Origin of the sequence: Ligilactobacillus sp. UO.C109, assembly GCF_026847815.1 — a bacterium.
In the GTDB taxonomy this organism is placed as follows: Bacteria; Bacillota; Bacilli; order Lactobacillales; family Lactobacillaceae; genus Ligilactobacillus; species Ligilactobacillus salivarius.
This window is the reverse complement of record NZ_JAPSFH010000016.1, coordinates 1-295: the sequence shown is the minus strand read 5'-3', so window position 1 is coordinate 295 and position 295 is coordinate 1. Positions and strand designations below refer to the sequence as shown.

Annotated in this window: 1 protein-coding gene; it reads right to left on the bottom strand. The window is 40.0% G+C overall.

The window, feature by feature from the left end:
- Positions 1-295 (bottom strand): mucin-binding protein (locus OZJ21_RS03770; RefSeq protein ID WP_442916306.1); only part of this gene is annotated, 295 nt, incomplete at both ends.

Genomic DNA, 295 nt, shown 5'->3' with positions numbered 1-295 from the left:
TAATCCGTTGGATTTCCTGCTACTTCCTCATAATTCTCTGGTACTTCTGGGGTAACCTTTACAGTTTCTCCTGTCTTGCCAGATATATTACCTTGCTTGACTTCTTGGCCGTCTTTATCATCATCCACATACACTACTTTGCCTTTTTGTTCATTTGCTCTATATACTACAGTTTCTGTGTAATCTTCAGTATCAAATGTTACTGTCTCACTTGGAACAACAGCTCTATCTGGAGTATAGCCTGCCTTTTTTTGCGTCTTCACTTCGTCGAAGCTTTGACTTGGAACTTTGTTCC